At 62.4% G+C, this 21,494-nt stretch carries 14 protein-coding genes; 6 read left to right on the plus strand and 8 right to left on the minus strand.

The features are described from left to right. Positions 1-96: 96 nt before the first annotated feature. The 3 genes from L5014_RS04910 to L5014_RS04920 all read right to left on the minus strand — a co-directional run bounded on the left by L5014_RS04910 (position 97) and on the right by L5014_RS04920 (position 5,697). Positions 97-3,954, minus strand: a complete 3,858-nt coding sequence (locus tag L5014_RS04910) for a CheR family methyltransferase (RefSeq protein WP_238462442.1) — start codon at positions 3,952-3,954, stop codon at positions 97-99. A 324-nt stretch (positions 3,955-4,278) separates the two neighbouring features. Continuing rightward, positions 4,279-4,521, minus strand: coding sequence for a hypothetical protein (locus tag L5014_RS04915; RefSeq protein WP_238462443.1), 243 nt, complete (start codon positions 4,519-4,521; stop codon positions 4,279-4,281). 750 nt (positions 4,522-5,271) lie between these two features. Further along, positions 5,272-5,697: a CBS domain-containing protein gene (locus tag L5014_RS04920; protein WP_238462444.1), complete on the minus strand. Its 426-nt coding sequence runs from the start codon at positions 5,695-5,697 to the stop codon at positions 5,272-5,274. Positions 5,698-6,017: 320 nt separating this feature from the next. Between L5014_RS04920 and L5014_RS04925 the strand changes: the two genes are divergently transcribed. Beyond that, complete coding sequence (locus L5014_RS04925; protein ID WP_238462445.1) at positions 6,018-6,260, plus strand: hypothetical protein; 243 nt, start codon at positions 6,018-6,020, stop codon at positions 6,258-6,260. Positions 6,261-6,505: 245 nt separating this feature from the next. After that, on the plus strand, positions 6,506-10,618 hold the full coding sequence (locus L5014_RS04930) for a CheR family methyltransferase (protein WP_238462446.1): 4,113 nt from the start codon (positions 6,506-6,508) through the stop codon (positions 10,616-10,618). 18 nt (positions 10,619-10,636) lie between these two features. On the opposite strand, the gene L5014_RS04935 is transcribed toward L5014_RS04930, so the two are convergent. After that, on the minus strand, positions 10,637-11,155 hold the full coding sequence (locus tag L5014_RS04935) for a DUF2244 domain-containing protein (RefSeq protein WP_238462447.1): 519 nt from the start codon (positions 11,153-11,155) through the stop codon (positions 10,637-10,639). Positions 11,156-11,312: 157 nt separating this feature from the next. On the opposite strand from L5014_RS04935, the gene ctaD reads away from it, so the two are divergent. Both ctaD and L5014_RS04945 read left to right on the plus strand, forming a co-directional pair. Next, on the plus strand, positions 11,313-12,908 hold the full coding sequence (gene ctaD / locus L5014_RS04940; RefSeq protein WP_238462448.1) for a cytochrome c oxidase subunit I: 1,596 nt from the start codon (positions 11,313-11,315) through the stop codon (positions 12,906-12,908). Positions 12,909-13,109: 201 nt separating this feature from the next. Further along, positions 13,110-16,094: a chemotaxis protein CheB gene (locus L5014_RS04945; protein ID WP_238462449.1), complete on the plus strand. Its 2,985-nt coding sequence runs from the start codon at positions 13,110-13,112 to the stop codon at positions 16,092-16,094. Between the two features lie 602 nt (positions 16,095-16,696). Here the strand turns inward: L5014_RS04945 and L5014_RS04950 are convergent. The 3 genes from L5014_RS04950 to L5014_RS04960 form a co-directional block, all read right to left on the minus strand. Next, complete coding sequence (locus tag L5014_RS04950) at positions 16,697-17,671, minus strand: cysteine synthase A (RefSeq protein WP_238462450.1); 975 nt, start codon at positions 17,669-17,671, stop codon at positions 16,697-16,699. A 58-nt stretch (positions 17,672-17,729) separates the two neighbouring features. Next, the gene (locus L5014_RS04955; protein WP_238462451.1) at positions 17,730-18,401 is read right to left on the minus strand and encodes a response regulator; all 672 of its coding nucleotides are present in this window, start codon (positions 18,399-18,401) and stop codon (positions 17,730-17,732) included. Between the two features lie 77 nt (positions 18,402-18,478). Next, positions 18,479-18,823: a cupin domain-containing protein gene (locus L5014_RS04960; RefSeq protein ID WP_059466993.1), complete on the minus strand. Its 345-nt coding sequence runs from the start codon at positions 18,821-18,823 to the stop codon at positions 18,479-18,481. 122 nt (positions 18,824-18,945) lie between these two features. On the opposite strand from L5014_RS04960, the gene L5014_RS04965 reads away from it, so the two are divergent. Both L5014_RS04965 and L5014_RS04970 read left to right on the plus strand, forming a co-directional pair. Next, positions 18,946-19,452, plus strand: coding sequence for a DUF2127 domain-containing protein (locus L5014_RS04965; protein ID WP_238462452.1), 507 nt, complete (start codon positions 18,946-18,948; stop codon positions 19,450-19,452). 40 nt (positions 19,453-19,492) lie between these two features. Then, a complete protein-coding gene (locus L5014_RS04970) occupies positions 19,493-20,458 on the plus strand; it encodes a pseudouridine-5'-phosphate glycosidase (protein ID WP_238462453.1) in 966 nt (321 codons plus the stop codon). Positions 20,459-20,479: 21 nt separating this feature from the next. On the opposite strand, the gene L5014_RS04975 is transcribed toward L5014_RS04970, so the two are convergent. Continuing rightward, positions 20,480-21,472: a D-alanyl-D-alanine carboxypeptidase family protein gene (locus L5014_RS04975; protein ID WP_238462454.1), complete on the minus strand. Its 993-nt coding sequence runs from the start codon at positions 21,470-21,472 to the stop codon at positions 20,480-20,482. Positions 21,473-21,494: the final 22 nt, after the last annotated feature.

Genomic DNA, 21,494 nt, shown 5'->3' on the forward strand with positions numbered 1-21,494 from the left:
GTAGGTTTGCGGCAATAGAGTCTCCAGTCATGGGCGATTGCCGCTGCCGGAGGCGCGCCACACCGGTTTGGTGCGCGCCAGCCAGGCTGCGGGGCGTCAAGCGTGCCGCAGGCGGGCAACGACAGCCAGCAGGTCGTCGAGCAGCACGGGCTTTTTCAGGTGGGCGTTGAAGCCTGCATTTTCCGCCTGCTGTATTTCCACTTCGTGGCCAAAGCCACTTAACGCAATACAAATCGCCGATTTCATCGTTGGCCTCTGACGCAGCTTCGCGACGAATTCCATGCCATCCATACCCGGCATGCCCAGGTCGGACAGCACGATATCCATCGTGACATCCGGCGCATTCCCATTGAGCATTTTCAGCGCCTGCTCGCCGCTCGTAGCCGTTTGCACGGTCGCGCCCTCGCCTTCGAGCAAAAGCTTGAACGTTTCGACCGTGCTCGGATCGTCATCGACCATCAGGATATGCAATCCGTGCAGCGAATCGACGCTCACGGCATGATCCGTTTGCGTCTCCGCCGCCGCCCAGTGCGTGGGCAGCGTCACGGTAAAAGTCGTGCCGTGCCCGATGCCCTCCGATTGTGCCTGCACCGTGCCGCCGTGCAGCGTCACCAGATCCTTCACCAGTGCGAGGCCGATGCCAAGGCCCGCGCGTCGCATCGTCGAGTCGCGGCTCTGCTGGTACATCTCGAAGATATGCGGCAACAGCGTGGGCTCGATCCCGCTGCCCGTATCGGCCACCTGCAGCACCGCTTTCGCACGCTCATCCACCTTCAGCGAGACATTCACGGCGCCCTGGGTCGTGAACTTCAGCGCATTGCTGATCAGGTTCCAGACGATCTGCTCCACGCGCGTGAGATCGGCGTGAACGATCACGGGCGCCTCGCTGATCGAGAGGTTTAGCGCGATGCCGCGCTCCTGCGCTTCCTCGCGCACGGCGCTGCACACGCGCTGCACGATCTCGCGCATGTCCACGACCGTGCGCACTACCGAAAGCTTGCCGGTGCGCACGCGCGAAATGTCGAGCAGGTCGTCGATGATCTGCGCCTGGCCGATCACCGTGCGCCGGATCGTGTCGGTGGCCCGCGAGAGGTTCAGGTTGCGCCGCGTCTCCGGCGCGCGCGCAATCAGCTCGGCGCTGGCCGAAATCAGATTGAGCGGATGCTTGAGCTCGTGCGACACCACCGCGAGAAACTCGTCGCGGCGGCGCTGCGCGTCGCGCTCGCCCGCTTCCCTTGCTGCTTCCCTTGCCGCCTCGATATGCGCGCCGCGCGCCTTCGAGGTGGCCGTGCGAAATTCGCTCAGGTCGCGCTCGATCTTCGTAAAGCCGCTCAAACCCGGCTCGTCGAGACGCGAAAGCACGCCGCTCGCACGATCTTCCGCATGGCGGCGGCCCGTGATGTCGATGAACGAAAGCACCGCGCCGTCGATGCGGTCCTCGGTCGTGCGGTACGGCACGAAGCGCGCGAGATACCAGTGCCCGTCGGTGCTCCGCAGTTCGCGCTCGATGAGGCGCAGCGAATCGAACGCCTCGGCGGCATCGTCGGCGAGCTTGTCGTATTCGAGCCGGTGCGTGATGTCGAGCAGCGAGCGCCCGATATCGGACGCGATGATGCTGAAAACATCCGTGGCGCGCGGCGTATAGCGCTTGATGCGGAGGTCGCGGTCGACGAAGATCGTGCCGATATCGTTCGCGGCAATCAGGTTCTGCAAGTCGTCGTTGATCTTGCCCGTTTCCTCGACCTTCGACTTGAGCTCCGCATTCACGGTGCTCAGCTCTTCGTTGATCGATTGCAGCTCTTCCTTGCTGGTTTCGAGCTCCTCGGTGGCCGAGCGCAATTCCTCGTTGATCGCCTGAAGCTCCTCGTTGGAGGCCTTCAATTCCTCGGTGGAGGTTTCCGACTGCTCGATGGTCGACTGCAACTGCTCCTTGGTGCGTTGCAGTTCGCGTTCGAGCTGGCTGATGATTGGGTCTTTCTCGGCGTCGCCGGGCGAGCTTTCTGCCATGCTCATACTGTTCTCGACTTCATCGAACAGCACGAGCACGAAATCGGCGTTGGCTTCGGGATCGTGCACGGGCCGCGCCGTCATGTTCACGATATACGAGCGCCCATCGCGCTCGATGCGCACGCGCCGCGCTTCCACGCTGCGGTTCGTGTGCAACGCCTGGTAGATCGCGGTGCGCAGTTCGACGCGCAATTCGGGGCGCACCACGGCCACGATATTGTGCGATGGTTCGCCGCCCGAATACTGCAGGAAGCGCCCCGCGCGATCGGACAGATGCACGATTTCCGAATCGCGGCTCACGAGCACGCTCGGCGGCGCGTGCTGCTCGACGAGACGCTGGTGCAGGTCGCCGAACGAGAAACGCCGGCGGCCCGGCGGCTGCACCGTCGTCACGACGGGCCGCGCATTGCGCGGACCGGAGGGCGTGGCCGGCACCGGTCGGGCGCCGCGCACCGCCCTGTTCGCGCGATAGATGCGGTTGCGCTTGTCCACCACGCTGAACAGCGAGCTCACGCTATCCGCCGATTCGGAGCTGCCGAGAAAGAGAAAGCCGCCCGGACGCAAGGCGAAATGAAACATCTTGAGAATCTCGATCTGTGCTTCGCGGTCGAGATAGATCAGCAGATTACGGCAGCAGATCAGGTCGAGGCACGAAAACGGCGGATCGCTCAGCACGTTGTGATGCGCGAACAGCATGTGCTCGCGCAGTTCCTTCTTGATGCGGTAATGCGCAGCGTCTTTCGAAAAGAACTGGCGCGTGCGGGCAGGCGGAACATCGCTCAGAATCGCGTCGGGATAGAGACCGGTGCGCGCAAAGGTAATCGCGCGTTCGTCGATATCGGTGGCGAAGATCTGGAAGGAGGGGCTCTCGGGTGTCTTGAACGAGCGCTCCTGCAACAGCATCGCCAGCGAATAGGCCTCTTCGCCGGTCGCGCAGCCCACCGACCACACGCGGATGCGATCCTCCTCGCTGCGCCCTGTAAATAGCGCCGGCAGCACATCGCGCTCCAGCATCTCGAACGCTTCCTTGTCGCGGAAGAAGTTCGTCACGCTGATCAGCATGTCCTGGAGCAGCGCCTGGGTTTCGTCCGGATGCAGATGGAGATAGTCGCGGTATGACTGGAGGTCGGTGATGCCGTTGACCTGTAGCCGGCGCTCGATCCGGCGCATGATGGTCGCGCGCTTGTAATGCCAGAAATCGTGGCCGGTACGTGTGCGCAGAATGATCATGATCTCGCGCAGCGCGCGCTCGGCGGCCTCGCTGGCCAGGTTCTGCTCGCGCCCGTCGCGCTCCGGCTCACCCTGCTCCAGCTCGCCTTGCTCCAGATTCGGTAGACGAATCTCTTTTGCGCTCAGCCACAGATCCATCAGCCGCTGCGGCATCTCCGCGGCGGTGAGCACGAAATCGACCATGCCGGTGGAGATAGCACTGCGCGGCATGCTTTCGTATTCGGCTTCGGACGGATCCTGCGCGAGTGTGATGCCGCCCATCTCCTTCACGCGCGAAAGGCCCGCAGCACCGTCCGAACCCGCGCCGGACAGCACGATGCCGATCGCTCTTTCGCGGTGCGCCTCGGCCAGCGTGCGGAAGAACACGTCGATGGCGGCGCGGCGCCCCTCGACCAGCTTGATCGGCGCGACCCGCAAATAATCGTCGACTATGGTCAGCTCGAACGACGGCGCAATCACGTAGACATGATCGGGCTCGATGCGCGTGGGTTCGGTCACCGCCAGCACGGGCATGGCGGTCGCCTTCTGCAACAGCTCCGGCAGATCGCTGCCATGGTCGCGCGCCAGATGGACCACGACCACGAACGCCATCGAGGAATGCGCGGGCAAGGCTTCGAAAAACTCCAGAAGCGCAGTCAACCCGCCGGCCGACGCACCGATTCCGACGACCGGATGCTTTGCCTGCCCACGTAGATGGGACTCTTGATTCTCCGCCATGACAGGCTCATCTCTCAAAAATATTCTGCCACCTGAACGGGGCAAGATCCGGTCCTGATGGAAGACGCGTTGCACGGGATTCTGTCCCGGCACCTACAACGCACACTGTGCAACTTTCGGACAGGTTGCCGCCGCGCTGCACTGCTCGAACACCAACTCACGACTCTTCTGATGATGTACCTGATAGATACGGTTCACCACGACGACACGCTGCATATTCTTGCAGTGATATAACTGCTGCCTTGCTTCCGTCATCTGCTTGTTCTCCGCTGATTAAAACGTATGGGGACCGGCACCGCCGCCTGTAACAACGGCTGCTGCCCCTCAGTTCCATGGCGAGCAATCGTCCTGCTGATTCAGCCGCCGCATCCACTGCGCGCGCCGATATTCCTGCCGGTAGTGGCAGGCCACGAAGATGCTTGCCATCGCCAGTACCGCGAACCCGATCACCATACCGACCCAATCCACATCGCCTCCTTCAGCATTGTCCATAGGCTCCGGCCGTGGGCAATCGCTTTCCGGCACGCGTGCCTGACCAGCAGGATTCAAACGGGAAACCCAGTTCATCCATACTCCGCTGCTATCGAGCACACAGCCCGCTGCGGTCTACGCAAGCGCGAAGGACCAGCAACGCGTTGCAAGAAGCAATGCCGTCGCGGATGAATCCAGAAGAGAGTTGACGGTAGCGAAGCCCGTTCAGCGCCGTGCCGCGATTCGCAGCAAGCGATCGCCATCAGGCGTGAGGCGGGGACTGGCGCATCCGGGCGGGACCCGATCCAGTACGACGAATTGGCGCGCCAGCAAGGCATCGCGTTCTTCGCTTTTGAGGTCGATACGGTCGTGACTGGCCTTCACCAGTACGCGTGTGGCGAATTTATGTAGGCTTAGCATTGGAGCTCTCAGATACTTATAATGTTTTTCTCTATATTCAAATAGAGGATGTTTCGTCATACGTAATTCGTACTACAATCTTTTAAAAAGATCCTCATGTCCCTCATATGAGGAAATAGTCATACTCAATAGCGGTTATTGAACTGCCTTGATCGTCGATACTGTTTCTAACGCGGGCGATGCGTTCAAGGAAAGTAACGACGATTGATGGGTAGTCCCTGTACCCACCAAGCAGCATAGCGCGGACAACACATCGTTGCCAGCGAAACTAGAGTTTTGATTCTAACTTCAATTTCGATGCCTGGCATGTTCATAACTTGTGCATTACGGACACGCAATGCTGCCGACGGGAGATGACGGCCGCAGCCAATGCGGCATGCCATGCAGATCAGGCGTTGCGGCCGTCATCCGCCGTGCAGTGGCCGGCTAGTGCTCCGACTTCGTTGGCCGGGAGACTGCCTTCAGCGTGGTAGCCGCACCTGCGCCATCGGAAGTGGCAATGTCGCCGAGCGATACGATGCCGACCAAATGCTTTTGGTGATCGAGCACCGGTATGCGGCGGATTCGCCGGCCTGCCATTTTCCGCTTCACTTCATTGATATCGTCGTCTTCGTAACACCACTGCACGTGCTGGGTTGCGATATCAGCCACAGGGGTAGACGGATCGACCCCTGAGGCCACGGCGCGCACCGCGATGTCCCGGTCCGTTACCGTGCCTATCAGTTCCTCCCCCTCGCATATGGGGAGAGAACCCACTTCGAGGTCCGCCATCATCTGTGCCGCCTGGCGGATCGTGTCGGTTGCGTGAATTGAAACTGCATCGTGCGTCATCACTTGCGCTACCTTCGTCATCGCCATCTCCATCAAAAAGTTACCTAGCAGGAGCCGCATCGCAAATGCCAGCCCCTCCGGTTCTTTTCGCAATCGCCGCAGTCGCGTTCGAAACGGGCGCATTACGAACAGGCTCGTGACATGTACTTTTCAAGTTTCCGGGGCCTATCCTTCATACGTCATATCCGGGCCGAAATCGACGTCTGGCGATCTCCCGTTCCGGCAAAGCCGACAGCAGCCGCAACATCAACCGCTATTTCGCTCGCCCCAAGCCCAGCCTGGTCGCGCGGGGAGGCGTTTGCGTTTCAGTCATACCGTGATCGGAGCAGCTGGGGGAAGCCATGTATTTGCACGACGAATCGGCACGCGAGCTCGCACATATCCGCACCATGGTGCTGCGCCTGGAGCATCTCGTTCAGCATGGGGAAATCGGCCGGCACGCCACGGTCGTGACGTCGACGGACTATTGGCGCGCCCGCGTGAAAACCACCGCTCGCAGTGCGCCACAGTTGCAGCCGCAGGCCGCTACGCTGCTCGCATGGCTCGACGCAATCGATGCCGTGCTCCTGGATTCGATGCGCTGACGAGCGGCTACGGTTCGGGCCGCAGAATGATTGACGGACGATTGACGGACGGGTCGATGGGCTGAGCGGCGCCCCGCATTCGCCGCATTGAAGTTCACCACGCCCTTCCCTGCGCGGCTATGCCCGCCTGTGCCTGAACTAGCGATATCCCGTCGTGCCCACAAGGCCATCGATGACGGTCGAGCCTGCTTTGAGCGAAAATACGGCCAGATCGATCTCCGCAAGTTCGGCAAGGACCAGACAACATGACTAGCAGCGCTTCAGGCGGCTCCAGCAATGCGGGCGGCACGCCTTTGACCGTCGTGGGTATCGGCGCTTCGGCCGGCGGCGTTCCTGCCCTGATCAACTTCTTCGACAACGTGCCTGACTCGATGGACATGGCGTTCGTCGTCATTCTGCATCTGTCCGCCACGCACGAGAGCCACGCCGACGAGATCCTGCAACGGGTCACCTCGATGCCGGTGGCGCAGGTCACCGACGCGATGCTCATCGAAAAGAACCACGTCTATGTGATCGCGCCGGGCAAGCAGTTGCGCCTCGCGGACGGCTATTTGCAGGTCAACGCCCAGGCCGGGCATGGCGAGCGTGAGCTCACCATCGACAAGTTCTTCCGCACGCTTGCCGAGGCGCACGGCACGCGCGCCTCGGGCATCGTGCTTTCGGGCACGGGCTCGGACGGCGCGCTCGGGCTGGGTCACATCAAGGAAGCCGGCGGCGTGACGATCGCCCAGGACCCCAACGATGCCGAATACCCCGAAATGCCGCAGCACGCCATCACCACGGGGCAAGTGGACATCGTGCTGCCCGTGGCCGACATGCCGAAGCGGCTGCTGGAGCTGAGGGACAACGCGCAAAGAATCAACCTGCCCGCACTCGATCGCGCCGAGCTCCAGGAGGCGCTGCCCGAAGCGCCGCGTGGCGGCGCCGAGCGCGTGCTGCAGGACATTCTCATGCACTTGCGCGTGCGCACCGGCCATGATTTTCGCCATTACAAACGCGCCACGGTGCTGCGCCGCATCGAGCGCCGCCTCCAGGTGAACGGCTTGCCCGATCTCGAGAGCTACCGCCATTTCCTGCGCAATACGCCGGACGAGACCACGGCGCTGCTCGCGGACATGCTGATCGGCGTGACGCAGTTCTTTCGCGACCGCGATGCGTTCGACGTGCTGCGCCACACGGTGATCCCGGACCTCTTTCGCACGGCCCCGAGCGACGAGCAGATCCGCGTGTGGGTCGCCGGCTGCTCGACCGGCGAAGAGGCCTACTCGATCGCGATCCTGATGGCGCAAGCGCGCGACGCCGCGGGGTCCGCGACCGCCACGCAGATCTTCGCGACCGATATCGACGACACGGCCATCATGCGCGCGCGCTCGGGCTCGTACCCGAACTCCATCGCCGGCGACGTGCCCAGCGATCTGCTGCGCCGCTATTTCGCGCCCGAAGGCTCGCGCTATGTCATTTCGAAGCCCGTGCGCGAGCGCATTCTCTTTGCGGCCCACAGCCTGCTGCGGGACCCGCCGTTTTCGCATCTCGCCCTGATCTCGTGCCGCAACGTGCTGATCTACCTCGATCGTGCGGTGCAGCGGCAGATTCTCGAACTGTTCCATTTCGCGCTGCGCCCCGACGGCTATCTGTTCCTCGGCTCGGCCGAATCCGCGGATGCCGCCGACGACCTCTTCGCGATCGTCGACAAGAAGCACCGCATTTACCGCGCGAGAAGGATCATCAATCGCGCGAAGCAGATCGTGGCCTTCCCGTCGCTCGCACAATCGAGCGCGGTGCCCGAGGACGTGCAGTCCACGCTCGCGGGTGCGGCTGCGCCGCAGCCGCCCGAGCGGCGCGGTTTCTCGTTTTCCGCGTTGCATCAGCGCGTGCTGGAGGAATACGCGCCGCCGAGCGTGATCGTCGACCGCGATTCGACCATCGTGCATCTCTCGGATAACGCCGGCAAATATCTGCGCCACGCGGGCGGCGAACCGTCGAGCAACATCATGTCCGTGGTCGTGCCCGAATTGCGGCTGGACTTGCGCACCACGCTGTTCCGCGCGCTGCAAACCGGCGCGAGCGTCGAGGCGCGGCGCGTGAAGATGGTGCGCGACGGCCGCACGTCGTGGATCAACATGACCGTGCGTCCATTCCACGATCCCGGCGTGAATGCCGACTTTTTCCTCGTGTTGTTCGACGAGGTCCAGGAGCGCATGTCGGAGGAAGGCGAGGCCGACAAGGGCGAGGACCCGGTGCTGATCCAGCTCGAACAGGAATTGCAGCATAGCCGCGAGCAGCTCGCGACCACCATCGAACAGTACGAAACGTCCGTCGAGGAACTGAAGGCATCGAACGAAGAGCTGCAGGCGATCAACGAGGAACTGCGCTCGGCGACCGAAGAGCTCGAAAGCAGCAAGGAAGAGCTGCAATCGGTCAACGAGGAACTGACGACGGTGAACGCCGAGTTGCACGCGCGCGTCGAGGAAACCGCGAAGGCCAACGACGACTTGCAGAACATCATCGTGTCGACCGAGATCGCCACGGTTTTCGTCGACAAGAAAATTCAGGTCAAGCGGTTCACGCCCAGCGCCACGCATATCTTCAAGCTGATCGACTCCGACATCGGCCGGTCGCTGTTCGACGTCACGCATTCGCTCAAGCATCCGACGCTGGCCGAGGACGTCAAGGAAGCGTTCGAGACGCTCAAGCTGATCGAGCGCGAGCTGCAAAGCCAGGACGGCCGCTGGTATCTGATGCGCCTGTTGCCCTACCGCACCGCCGACGACCGCATCGACGGCGCCGTGCTCACGCTCATCGATATCACGGCGCGCCATACGGCCGAGGAGCAGGCCCGCATCGGCGAGCAGCGCCTGCGACTCGTTGCGCAATCAACCAATGATTACGCGATCATCGTGCAGGATCCGGCGGGGCGCATCGTGAGCTGGAACGCGGGCGCGGAGCGCATCTTCGGCTTTACCGAAGACGAGGTGGTTGGCGAGGATATCGCGCTGATCTACGAGAGCGCCGACCGCCAGGCGCAAGTCCCCGCGCGCGAGCGCGAAATAGCCGCGCACGAAGGACGGGCCGACGACGAGCGCTGGCACGTGACCAAGGACCATCGCCGCGTCTGGTGCAGCGGCGTCATCACGCCGATCGCCGACGCTTCGTTCCAGGGCTTCGCCAAGATCGTGCGCGATCTCACCGAGCGCAAGCAATGCGATGACGCGCGCGAAGTGGCGCTCGTGCACGAGCAGAAAGAACGGCAACGCGAGACGCTTTCGAGCCAGCTCAAGGACGATTTCATTGCGGTGCTCTCGCATGAGCTCAAGCATCCGCTCAACCTCATCGGCATGAAGGCGGAAATGCTGCCGCGACTGCCGCAAACCCGCGGCATCGACATCGTGCGCGAAACGGCGGACGCCATTCGCCGGGCGGTGCGCAATCAGGCGCAGATCATCGACGACCTGCTCGATCTCTCGCGGGTGCGCACCGGCAAGCTCGCGCTCGATCTCGATCAGGTGGACATTGCCCAGACGCTGCGCGGCGTCGGCCAGGCGCTGGAGAACGACGCGCTCGCGCGCCAGATTTCCATGACGCTCGACGGCGCATCCGAGCCCGCGCTGATCCGCGCCGACCACACGCGCTGCGAGCAAATCCTCTGGAACCTCGTGTCGAACGCCATCAAGTTCACGAGCGCGGGCGGGCGCATCGAGCTGCGCCTCGAGCACGAAAACACGATGGTGCGCATCGACGTGATCGATACCGGCGACGGCATCGAGCCCGCGGACCTGCCCTACGTGTTCGACATGTATCGCCAGGGCGCGCGTACCAGGACGGGGCTCGGCATTGGCCTCGCGCTCGTCAAGCAGCTCGTCGAAATGCATGGCGGCCGCGTGGCCGCGCATTCGGATGGCCACGGCCATGGCGCGACCATGACGGTATGGCTGCCGTCGATGGCCGAGTCCGGCGCCACGCCAGGCGAGTCGGCACCGCCCACGGATCCGCTCACCGGCGTGCGCATGATGCTCGCCATGAGAGACCCCGAGGTGGCTGCGTCGCTTGGCAGGCTGCTGGAGCTCGAGGGCGCATCGATCGTCACTGCGGCAGACGCGGCGCAGACGTTGGCGGCGCTGGAGAAAAACCCTGTGAATATCGTGGTGGCCGAGATTCACGGCCCTGGCCCGCACGACTTCGCCAGGCGCCTGAAGGCCAATCGCCAGCTTCAGCACGTGCGCATCGTGGCCGTGACGGAGCACGACCGCGAAGCGGACCGGCGCGCGGCGCTCGATGCGGGATTCGATGTCCAGGTGAGCAAGCCCATCGACTTCCCCGCGCTGCTGCAGGTCCTGCGCGACTTGATGCCCGAGACCTGATTGCCCGCGGCGGCCGGCTCAACCGCCCGCCGCCACGACGCGGCGCAATTGGCGCACGAGTTCCGCGCGGCCGGCACGGGGCAACTGACGTCCCACGGCAATGCGCTGCCAGCCATCGGAAAGCCAGATCGCGGCATCGCCGTCGTCGAGCATGACGGAGAACCTGGCCGCGCTTAGCCGGTATTGCGTGCGCCGGCAGCGCTCCTCCACTTCGACCAGCACGAAAGGCGGCGCGAAGGTGAGGCGCTCGCCGTCGGTCGCGTGCCGCGCATAGACGAGAAAAGCGCCGCCGACCAGGCCGACGCAAAGCGCGGAAAAAGGCAATGCGAGCCACAGACCGAAAGCCAGCGCCGCCGCCCCGCCCACGGCGCACACGAGCGCCATCAGCAGCACCGTGGCGCCCAGCGACTGGCGCGGCGTGAGGGAGCAATTGCGCTTGATGCGCCACTCGCAGAGCGGCGCACCGTCCTCGTCATCGAAAGGACCGGGCCCGCCCGATCGGCGCAGGCAGGGATTCACAGGAAGTTTCTCGCTCATCGTGCACCCGCTTTTTTGAGCCGCTTTCTGGAAGCATTTACCAGGGCGCATCGCGCGTGCCGGCTTCCCGGGCCGCACGAGGCACCAGATCACGAAGCACGCGATCCGGCACGCGCAATGCGCTTCCTCGCTCTGCAACCACGCCCGAGGAGCGATCATGAGTGCGACCACCCCAGCCGACCGTGCGCATGAGCATGCGGGGCCGCCGGCCGGCCTCGCGCGCTGGTTGCGCACGACGAACCACAAGGACATCGGCACGCTGTACCTGATTTTCTCGTTCACGATGTTCCTCGTGGGCGGCGTGTTCGCCCTCGCGATACGTGCCGAGCTGTTCTCCCCCGGTTTGCAGTTCTTCCGGCCCGAGTTCTTCAATCAGCTCACGGGGCTGCACGGGCTCGTCATGATCTTCGGTGCGATCATGCCCGCCTTCGTGGGCTTCGCGAACTGGATGATCCCGTTGCAGATCGGCGCGCCCGACATGGCGTTCGCGCGGCTCAACAACTTCTCGTTCTGGCTGCTGCCGGTGGGCGGCGCGCTGCTGCTCGGCTCGTTCATCACGCCAGGCGGCGCCCAGGCGGCCGGCTGGACCATGTACGCACCGCTTTCCGAGCAGATGGGCCCCGGCATGGACTTCACGATTTTCGCGGTTCACATCATGGGGGCGTCGTCCATCATGGGCGCGATCAATATCATCGTGACGATCATCAATCTGCGCGCGCCGGGCATGTCGATCATGAAGATGCCGCTATTCGTGTGGATGTGGCTCATCACGGCCTATCTGCTCATCGCGATCATGCCGGTGCTGGCCGGCGCGGTCACCATGCTGCTGTTCGACCGGCACTTCGGCACCAGCTTCTTCAGCGCCGCGGGCGGCGGCTCGCCCGTCATGTATCAGCATGTGTTCTGGTTCTTCGGCCACCCCGAGGTCTACGTGATGATCCTGCCCGCGTTCGGGATCATCTCGCAGGTAGTGCCCGCGTTCTCGCGCAAGCCGCTCTTCGGCTATAGCTCGATGGTTTATGCGGGCGCGTCCATCGCCGTGCTTTCGTTCCTGGTCTGGGCGCACCACATGTTCACGGTCGGGCTCGCCGTCACGGGCCAGCTCTTCTTCATGTACGCGACGATGATCATTGCGGTGCCCACGGGCGTGAAAGTGTTCAACTGGCTCGCCACGATGTGGCGCGGCGCGCTCAGCTTCGAAACGCCGATGCTGTTCGCCATCGGCTTCATCTTCGTGTTCACGATGGGCGGGCTCACCGGGCTCATGCTCGCGATGGCGCCGATCGACATTCAGTACCACGGCACGTATTTCGTGGTCGCGCACTTCCACTATGTGCTCGTTGCCGGGTCGCTATTCGCGCTCTTTGCCGGCTGGTACTACTGGTCGCCGAAATGGGCGGGATGGAAATACGATGAATTGCGCGGAAAAATTCACTTCTGGCTGACGATGATTTCATTCAACGTCACGTTCTTTCCGATGCATTTTCTCGGGCTCGCCGGGATGCCGCGCCGCTATGCCGACTACGCCGGCCAGTTCACCGACTGGAACCGCGTAGCGTCGATTGGCGCGTTCGTCTTCGGGCTCGCTCAGGTGTATTTCCTGCTCGCCATCGCGCTGCCGGTGTATTTCGGCAAGCATGCGAAACTCGAACCCGCGGGCGCGTTGCCGTGGGAGGGTGCCGAGGGACTCGAATGGACCGTTGCCAGCCCGCCGCCCTATCACACTTTCGAGAATCCGCCATTCGTCGAATGAAATGGGTAAAACTCCCGCTCCATGGAGCCGGGCTCTGGCGTCGAAACAGCCCGGACAGCACCGCCGCCGCTGCTTCGGTTTTCGGTTCACAGGCGGCCAGAACAGGCTCATAGTCTGAAAAAGCCGGTACGCTCGTCTCCAGGCCGTATCGCTTCTGCCGAAAGCGGAATGCAGCATCGAGCGATATCGCGGGAGCCTGTCATGGCCGAATTGCAAACGTCCCCAATGGAGCCGGTAATGAAGCCGGTAATGGAACCGGTAATGGAGCCGGTGAATGTGCCGATCGTCGCAATCGGAGCGTCCGCGGGCGGGATTATCGCGCTGCAAAAACTGTTTCAGGCGCTGCCGGCCAATTTGCCCTTTGCGCTTGTTGTGTTGCAGCATCTGCCCCCCGGCCATCCCAGTGGTCTTGCCACGCTGATCGCAAAATGGACCCCCGTGCCCACCCGGGCCGCTACCAACGGGGCACGGCCCGAGCCGAACTGCGTGTACATCCCCTCGCCCGATGACATCCTGACGCTCGAAAACAGCGTATTTCGCACCAGGCCGGCACAAGGCGGTGGCCGGCGGCCTGGCATTGACACGATCGACGCATTTCTTGAAAGCCTCGCGCTGCATGAGGGACGGCGTCCGATTGCCGTCATTCTCTCCGGCACGGGCATGGACGGGACGGCGGGGGCCCTCTGCATCCGCAAGGCCGGAGGCATCGTCATCGTGCAGGATCCGCTCACGTGCCTGCATGACGGCATGCCGCTCGCGGTGATACAGCGGGGCATTCACGATCATGTCCTGCCCGTGGGGGCCATCGCCCGACAGCTCATGACCTGCTCCGATCCTCGCTACACCAGACCGGCGCGCTCGGCTGGCTACGCAGGTGTCATGTCGGGCACGCTCAACCGGATTATTGCCATGATCCGGCAGCAGGCCGGATTCGATCTGAGCGGGTACAAACCCTCACCGCTATTCTGGCGAATCCAGCAGCGCATGGAAACGCGCAAGGTCTGGTCATTCGACGACTACGCCTGCCTTGTCGAAGATGATCCGGTCGAACTGGAAGCGCTGGTGCGCGGCATTCCGATCCACGTCACGGAATTTTTCCGCGATGCCGAAGCCTGGAGCGCACTTCATGAAAGCGTACTGACACCCCTTGTTGGTACGAATGCGGAAAAGCGGCCGATACGGGTGTGGACGCCGGCATGTTCAACCGGTGAGGAAGCCTACTCTGCCGCCATGCTTCTGGATGAAATCGTTCAGGAGGACAATGCACAGCGCGACTTCCAGATCTTCGCGACCGATGCAGCCCCGGAACTGGTGGCGACGGCCAGTCGGGGGCTTTTTCGCGAAGACGCGCTGGCAGCCATTCCGGCCGCGCGCCGCGCGCACTACTTTTACAAGGCCGGTGGCGCACTTCGTGTAAAGCGCTTCCTGCGCGAAAAGCTCGTATTCGTCCCGCACGATCTGATTTCGGATCCGCCTTTTTCCGCGCTCGATCTCGTCACCTGCCGGAACCTGCTTATCTATCTGGAACCGGAAACGGTCAAGGACGTGCTGTCTATCCTCCACGGTGCGTTGCGCATGGGCGGATTCCTTTTCCTCGGGAAAAGCGAACCCTACCAGCTCGATGGTCAAGGCTTCGAGACAGTCTCCCGGCAATGGAACATCTACCGGAAAGTGGGTCCGATGCCCGGGCCCGAACGGAAGATCACATCGCAACGCCCCGGGTCGAGCCGTGCAACTCAGGCGAGATCCGCGCTTCGCGTCGCCCGGGAACGGTTCGATATTCCGTCCGTGCTGATTGACGACGAATGCAGCGTTCTGCGGATCTATGGCAACACGGAAAACATCCTCAGCCCGCGCGCCGGCGAACCCACGCTCAAGCTGACGGACCTCGTGCCGCAGCAGTGGGCGGGGCATCTTCACCTGTCGGTGCGGGAAGCGCTTGCCGAACGCGAGCCGCTCACGCTGACGAATCTGCGCGACCGCGTCACGGGCGAAGATTCGATGAGCGTGCGCCTGACGCCGCTGCAAACGTCAACGAGCAATGTGTGGGACCGGTTGCTCGTGACGTTCATACGCGAACCGCATGCACGCGAACGGTCCGACGCGGACGACGCGGACGACCCGCATGCCATGCGATCGAGCCCCGACGGTGCCGTTAATGTGGACTGGAAAGATCAGGCCTGTATTTCGCGCGAGGAACTGGAGGCATCGCGTGAAGAATTGCAGGCGCTTAACGAAGAACTGAAAGCCTCCAATGAGCAACTGAACGAAAGCAACGAAGAACTCAACGAAGCAAACATCCGGCTCCAGCAAAACATCGCGCAACTGGCGATGCAAAGCCGCGTGCTGCAATCCGGCGCGGTGATGACGCTGTTTCTGGATCAGGACTTGAAGCTGCGCTGGTTTACCCCGGCCATGCGGGAGGTGTTTTCGCTGAAAACAGGCGATGTCGGACGTAGCATTGCGGACCTCGTCCCCCGGTTCGAGGACAGGGCTTTTCTGAAAGATATCGATGATGTTCTCCAGGCCGCCGAACCACGCGAAGCCGCCGTGCGCAACAACGAAAACAAGCATTACCTGAGAAAGATATATCCCTACGTGTCGGAGGCAGGCGCTATCGCGGGCGTGGCGATCACGTTTGCCGACATCACCGCGCGCACGCGAGCCGAGGTTGCGCTGCGCCGTAACCAGGCCTGGCTATCGGCCCAGAAAGACGCGTTTCAGGCGGCGATGAATGGCGCGTCACTCGACCGGTCGCTGGGAATATTGATTCGCACGCTTGTCAGCCAGGCGGATGACGACCGCAGATGCGCGTTCTATATCGCGGATGGGAACGTCCTGCACCATGTCGTTGGCATGACGGCGTCCTACGCGCGTTGCGTGGATGGCTTTCGCATTTCCCCGGAGTCGCTCGCCTGCGGACTGGCGGTGGCCATAGGCGAACCTGTCATTACGCCTGACGTGCTCAATGAACCGCGGTGGCAGTCATGGACATGGCTCGCGCAACAGTTCGGTTATCGCGGCTGCTGGTCGTTTCCGGTCGAGACATCGGAAGGCAATCTGGTGGGATCGCTCGCTATGTATTTTGAAAAGCCGCGAGCGCCCTCCGCGGTGGATCTCGAACTGGCGGCTGCGTTTACGCAGACAGCTGGGATCATTATATGGAGATATTTGCAGTCGGTTTAGGGGGACTGGGTTGTCGCGTTTCCTTGTATTCGCGGTGGTCTATTAGCGTTGCCCCTGTGCGGGGCGGCACCTACTTTTCTTTGCAGCGGCAAAGAAAAGTAGGCAAAAGAAAGCCGCTCAAACCGCTAGTGTGACGCCGTCCACCACTTGCCGTTAATCGGAGCGGTTCCGGAGCGTCTGCCACCACGCGCCCTACAACAGAGTGACTAAGGACTCATACCTCCGGCGGCGCTACGCGCGCCGTGGGGCATAATCCAAAACCAGAGGAATGCATACGAATCGATGCTGTATGTGCGTATTCGAGCGCCCAGGCAGCACCCTTGGTTTCCCCTGCATACCCGACCGCTGCGCGCGTAGCGAGCAGCGGGATGAATGACTCCTTTGTCACTAACATCGAAGGTGCGAGGTGACAGATGCCCCGGAACCACTTCGATCACAGGCAAGAGGTGGACGGCGTCACACTAGCGGTTTGAGCCGCTTTCTTTTGCCTACTTTTCTTTGCGGCTGCAAAGAAAAGTAGGTGCCGCCCCGCACAGGGGCAACACTAATAGACCACCGCGAACACAAGGAAACGCGAAAAACCATGCACCCCGAACCAGCCCCTATGCGACCACCAGCCCCTTTTCCTTCAGCCACTCGGGATTGAAAAGCCGGGACCGATACAACTCGCCACGATCACACAGCAGCGTCACGATCGTATGCCCCGGCCCCATCTCCCGTGCAAGCCGCACAGCGGCTGCAACATTAATGCCCGTCGAGCCGCCCACGTAGAGCCCCTCCTCGCGCAGCAGCCGATAAACCATCGTGACGCACGATTGATCGTCGATCCGGTAGGCGTCGTCGATCGGCGTGCCTTCGAGATTTGCCGTCACGCGGCTCGAACCGATTCCCTCGGTAATCGAATTGCCTTCGACCTGAATCTCGCCGGTTTTCACGAAGCCATACAAACCACTGCCATGCGGGTCCGCGAGGACGATCCGCACACTGCTATCCTGTTCCTTCAGGAAGCGTGCCACGCCGGCAAGCGTGCCGCCCGTACCGGTGGCGCTAACGAATGCATCGACCGTGCCAGCGGTATCGCGCCAGATTTCAGGCCCAGTCGTCTCGTAGTGCGCCTGGCGATTGGCCAGGTTGTCGAACTGGTTCGCCCAGATCGCGCCATCCAGTTCTTGGGCGAGCCTTCCCGCGATCTTCTGATAATTGTTCGGGTCCTTGTACGGGGCCACCGGCACCGCGCGGACTTCAGCGCCCAGAACGCGCAAAAGCTCCATTTTTGCGGGGGATTGCGTCTCCGGAATCACGATCACGCAGCGATAGCCGCGAGCCGCGCAAATATGGGCAAGACCGATGCCGGTATTGCCCGCTGTGCCTTCCACCACGGTGCCCCCGGGCCCGAGTTCTCCGCGCTGTTCGGCATCCTGAATGATATAGAGCGCGGCACGGTCTTTGACGGAGCCGCCCGGGTTCATGAACTCGGCTTTCCCGAGAATCTCGCAGCCGGTCTCCTCGCTGATCCCGGCCAGTCTGATAAGCGGCGTATCGCCCACGCACCCGGCAAAACCTTTTCGCACATGCATACCGCCTCCCGCATCGCGTCATACTGAATTGAACGCCTCGCCATTGTCGGTGTCCGCGCTAGCCGCTGCGACCCATCAGCAAAGCGTCGGCGCTCAACACAAGACGCAGACGGATGTATCCAAGCATCGAGTCCAGGCCATTCGTGAGGGCGCTGTAAAGCGCTTCGGCAAGCGACGTATCCGCACCCTTGGCGCGAAGCGTGCGCAAGCGCTCTTCCTGTTCGTGAACGAGAACGAAGCCTCGACGAATTCGAGTTTCGAGCAAATCGATCGTGGCGAGATCGAGCTCGCATACCTCGCAAACTGGCGGCCGTTCCGATTTTCGCGTTCTATCCTTCGGACGCCCCGATAAAGCCGGCTTATTGCGTGCCTCGTGGCTGGTGAGTTGGGTGGTAAGTTTATCGAGCAGAACGAGCAATGTTGCCGGGTCGAAAGGCTTTCTCAGCATACGCGCGACGGGGACAGGCGGGACCGTCGTCTTGCTGGACATCAGGACCACCGGGATGCGCTCAAAGCCCGGAACGGCCTTGATTTTTTGAACCATGGCTGCCCCGTCCATCACGGGCATGGTGATGTCGGAGACAATCACGTCCGGATGCCGTGCAACCGCAAGCCGCAGCGCTTCGCGGCCGTCGCTGGCCACCGTCACAGTGTGGCCTGCGCCGTCGAGCACTGCGCCCAGCGACTGACGCACGTTTGCATCGTCGTCCACCAACAAAATGCGACTCACCGGCGACCTCCCTTATCGCCCTACTAATCGCGCATCGCCTGTTCCTGGCATCCCCGTGCGGCCTGGTATGTCGCGACTCAGGCGAAGACGAAGTACTTGCGCACCGTCTCCACCACCTCCCAGGTCCCTTTCATGCCGGGTTCAATCACGAACACGTCGCCAGCCTTCAGGTGCACCGGCTCCTCGCCTTCCGGCGTGATAATGCAGTAACCGTCGAGGAAGTGGCAGTATTCCCATTTCTCGTAGTTCACCTCGAACTTGCCCGGTGTGCAGATCCAGGTGCCCATGATCTTGCTGCCGTCTTTGGAGAGGTAAGCGTTGAGGTTCACGGTGTGCGGATCGCCGCCGATGCGCTTCCACTTGGTGGCGTCAACGACCGGAGTCGGGCAGGTTTTGCGCAAAACGGTGATGAAATCGGACATATCAGCTCCAGACGATCGGATAAGAGGTTCATCACCTTAGATCAATCGCGCTACTCGGGCTTGTACGGTTCCGACACCGACTCGTCTATTTTCGACACGCGTCATTACATGGAGCGTTTCTCTTGATCACCCTGAAGACGTTTCTCGACGAGAACAAAATCCACCTGATGTTCGAATTGAGCCTGTGGTTCAAGGCAATTTTTGCGCTTTCGGAAATCGTTGCCGGCGCAGCCACCTGGTTCGTTCCGCAGCGGCTTGTGCTGACGTTCGTGCTTTGGGTCACTCGGGACGAGTTCGCCGAAGACCCGCACGATTTCGTCGCCAACTTTCTGCTTCACACCGCGCAGCATCTTTCTGTCAATACCCAGCGATTCGCGGCGATCTACCTGCTCGGACACGGCGTGATCAAGCTGTGGCTGATCATCGGTTTGCTGAGGGAGAAACTCGGGTATTTTCCTGTTTCGATCGGCGTCTTCGGCTTGTTTATCGCCTACCAGGTCTACCGGTTTACATTCACGCATTCGATATGGCTGCTGCTATTGACGCTATTGGACGTCGCGATTATCGCCCTCACGTGGCACGAGTATCGACACCTCCGAAACGACCGGAAGTCCGTTACGAAGGCCTGACCTGCATACTTACGCTCAACACACCCAGAGGCCCACGAACATGGCCGCAAACCTCGCACACACCTGGTTGACGCTCAGTCCCGCAGTCGCCGCGGCGAAGGCCGCCGGTCGCCCGCTAGTCGCGCTGGAGTCGACCATCATCGCGCACGGCATGCCCTACCCCGAGAACGTCCGCACCGCGCGCGAAGTAGAAGCGTTGGTGCGCGACCTCGGCGCCGAACCCGCGACGATTGCATGCATCGGCGGCCGAATCCGCATCGGTCTTGCCGACGACGACCTGGAGCTGCTCGGCAGCGCTGTGCAAGTACACAAAGTCAGCCGTCGCGATCTGCCAGCGGTGCTCGCCAGCGGCGGCCTCGGCGCCACGACGGTGGCCGGCACGATGATATGCGCCGCCCTGGCCGGTATCGAGGTCTTTGTCACCGGAGGCATTGGAGGCGTACATCGGGGCGCGCCGGAAACCTTTGACATCTCCGCGGATCTTCAGGAGTTGGCGAGAACATCGGTGGCCGTGGTCTGTGCCGGCGTGAAATCCATTCTGGATATCGGGCTCACATTGGAGTATCTGGAAACGCACGGCGTGCCGGTGCTCAGTTGCGAGCAGGATAATTTCGCTGCGTTTTACACGCGCGACAGCGGCTATCGCGCCGATTTCAGGCTGGACGACGCAGCGGACCAGGCACGCTTCATCCGCACCAAGTGGGACCTGGGCCTGGTGGGCGGGGTGGTGTTGAGCACGCCGGTGCCGCAAGCAGCGGCGATGCCGGGCGAAGAGATCGAGACCCTGACCCGGCAGGCGCTAGCCGAGGCCACGGCGCAAGGCATCACCGGCAAGGCCGTGACACCCTTCCTCCTCGCGCGCATCAAGGCGCTAACGGGTGGCCGCAGCCTGGCGACCAATATCGCGCTCGTGAAACACAATGCCGAGGTCGGGGCGAGGCTGGCGCTCGCATTGGCCGGCTCGGCAGATTCGGCAGACTCGGAACATGGGGCGGGCCAGGCGTAGGCGCGCCCCTGACGCGAAGCATCATGAAGCCGAAGAGGCAACGAGCGTGCGGTGTTCGCGCTTGCCCGCATGATGCCTCAAGGTCTGCCGATGCGCGCCGGACGCTGGAGCGTTCCGGTACGACGCGAACCGCACATTGACGCGATGCGAACGCGCGAGCATCGAATGGCGATGATGCAGCCGCGTGTCTGCGTACCAGTGCGGCGCGACGGTCGGCGTTTCGTCGCCGTTCAGCCACCGGCGTATCGTGACGAGGTCCGCCGAGCGCCCCCACGATGTTTGCGAGCCGAGCAGCGCGATCATCACCTGGCCGCCTGGCATGTTGGCATCGACCACGATGCAGCGTCCCGCCTCGCGGGTATAGCCGGTCTTGGCGACCAGCACGTCCCAATCGGCTGAGCGGACGAGCGGGTCGGTGTTGTGATAGAAGCGCGTCCTCGCGCCGATCTGCTCTTCGTAACGGGGAAGCGTCGTGTCTTCGCTAATCAATGGATAGTGCGATGCGGCGGCCGCCATCTTCACGACATCGCGTGCCGTCGAGAGATTGTCCGGCGAGAGCCCGCTTGGATCGTCGAAGTGCGTAGCGGCCATCTGCAACGCGCGCGCCTTTTCATTCATCTTCTGGATAAACGCGGGCTGGCCGCCCGGAAACGCACGCGACAGCGCAGACGCCGCGCGGTTCTCGGACGCCATGAGCGCGAGCCGCAGCATCTCCGCGCGTTCCAGCGATACACCCGTCGGCAGGCGCGACCCGGAATGCTTGAGCCGGTCGATGTCGTCATCGTCGACGCTCACCCTGTCTCCCAGCGGCTGGGCGCTGTCCAACACCACCATGGCGGTCATCAGCTTGGTGAGCGAGGCAATCGGCTGGGCGTCGTCGGCGTTCTTTTCCAGCAGGACCTTGCCGCTCCCGACGTCGTAGACGATCGCGCTATGCGAATAGAGGAAGGGCGTTTGCGCCCACGCGACGAGAGGCGCAGACGCAAGCACTAGCGCACCGAGGGAGTGTTTCATGGCATTCACACCTTGGGACGGC

Source organism: Paraburkholderia tagetis (genome assembly GCF_022213065.1).
Taxonomy (GTDB): domain Bacteria; phylum Pseudomonadota; class Gammaproteobacteria; order Burkholderiales; family Burkholderiaceae; genus Paraburkholderia; species Paraburkholderia tagetis.